The sequence below is a fragment of the Butyricicoccus sp. genome (assembly GCF_050872565.1).
GTDB lineage: Bacteria > Bacillota > Clostridia > Oscillospirales > Butyricicoccaceae > Butyricicoccus_A.
Genome location: NZ_JBNMHC010000430.1, coordinates 1 through 1,658 on the forward strand (window position 1 = coordinate 1; position 1,658 = coordinate 1,658).

Annotated in this window: 3 protein-coding genes; all 3 read left to right on the plus strand. The window is 48.0% G+C overall.

The window, feature by feature from the left end; translation table 11 throughout:
- Positions 1 to 309 (plus strand): DUF5685 family protein (locus ACR0P9_RS12185; protein ID WP_432620525.1); only part of this gene is annotated, 309 nt, incomplete at its 5' end.
- Positions 296 to 940 (plus strand): DnaJ domain-containing protein, encoded by a 645-nt coding sequence (locus ACR0P9_RS12190; protein WP_432620527.1) that lies wholly within the window; start codon positions 296 to 298, stop codon positions 938 to 940. The genes ACR0P9_RS12185 and ACR0P9_RS12190, both read left to right, overlap by 14 nt.
- Before the next feature lie 21 nt (positions 941 to 961).
- Complete coding sequence (locus ACR0P9_RS12195) at positions 962 to 1,465, plus strand: hypothetical protein (protein WP_432620529.1); 504 nt, start codon at positions 962 to 964, stop codon at positions 1,463 to 1,465.
- The last annotated feature ends 193 nt before the right edge of the window (positions 1,466 to 1,658 follow it).

Consider the following 1,658-nt stretch of genomic DNA (forward strand, 5'->3'; position numbering starts at 1 on the left):
AGATGGATTTATCTTGTTGATGCCTGCGATGACATACAAGAAGATTTTGCGTCCGGCAGCTACAATCCGGTGTTGCTGCGCTGGGAGATGACACAGCCGATTTTGCTGCCACCGGTTAAGGACGCTATGCAGCACACCTTGTTGCAATCGCTCGCGGCGGCATATCACGCATATATTTTATTGCATCCATTGCGCGATGCGGGGATTATAGAGAATATTTTGTGCCAAGGACTGCCTGAGGTGACACGGCTGGTCTTGGACGGCACATTTTCAAATCATGGAGGAAAGAACAGGCATGGATCCTTATAAGGTACTCGGCGTTTCGCCGTCTGCGTCAGAAGATGAGATTAAACGCGCCTATCGAGACTTGGCGCGGAAATATCATCCGGACAATTATATCAACAATCCGTTGGCGGATTTGGCAAAAGAAAAGATGCAGGAAATCAATGACGCCTACGACACAGTGATGAAACAGAGGCAGAATGGCGGCGGCAGCTCGTACACACGCAGTTCAAGCTCCGCCAACAGCGGCTATACCAATGGGTACAACAATGCCGGTGGCTATAACGGATATTCCTCCAGCTATACCGGATCCAACGCCGGTGTATACGTGCAGGTACGCAACGCAATTAACGTGGGCAATATTGGCATGGCAGAGGAGCTGCTGTCACGGATCTCCAATCGAGATGCAGAATGGCATTTTCTGCGCTCCAATATCTGCTATCGTAAGGGATGGTTTGACGAGGCAGTACAGGAAATCAATCAGGCGTGTGCGATGGCACCGAACAATATGGAGTATCGTCGGATGCAAAATGTCCTGAGCAACAGCTCTGCATATGGCGGCTATCGCCCGATGCAGCAAAATGATGCGGCAGACTGCTGTATGCAGCTCGCGTGTCTAAACTGCCTGTGCAGCTGTTGTGGAGGCGGCAGCTGTTAAAGAAAACGAGGCGAGAAAACCATGGAAAAACACAACAATACATTGACATTCTGCGCGATGATGGTTGCGCTCAGTGTGGTCGTGATGCTGCTCGGCTCGTTGCTGCCGGGAATGCGCCTGACAGTGGCTGCGCTTGCGGGCGTGATTGCGGTGCTCGCTGTGATACGCGGCAACTTAGGCTATGGCGTTCTCACAGTACTTGCTACCGCGATCCTGTCATTTTTGCTGCTTCCATCGAAAGAGGTTGCGCTGATTTATGCGGCATTTTTTGGTCCGTATACCATTGTAAAAAATCTCATCGAGCGCATTCACCGTCAGCCTGTCGAATGGGTTCTCAAACTGCTGTTTTGCGGTGTGATGACGATTTTGCTGCTTGTTGTGTCCAGCTCGCTGCTAAATCTTGTACCAGTTGTGCTGGCACAGCATACATGGATGCTTCTGCCAATCATCTTGGTTGTTTTCGTTTTGTATGACATTGCATTTTCCAAAGTCATTGCATATTTATTTGAACGCATACGATGGTAAAATTGCACAAGAATATAAATTTGATTGAAAAATATTTGGATAATTATCATGAAAATGGCCCGTTTTGCTTGAACAAAAGCAAGGCGGGCTGTTACAATATACTAGAGAACCCTTTTCAAGCGTATAGCGAACAGAAAAAGGGACGCAAAAATCATCAAATAGGAGGAATTTCCTTGAAAAGCATGACTGGATA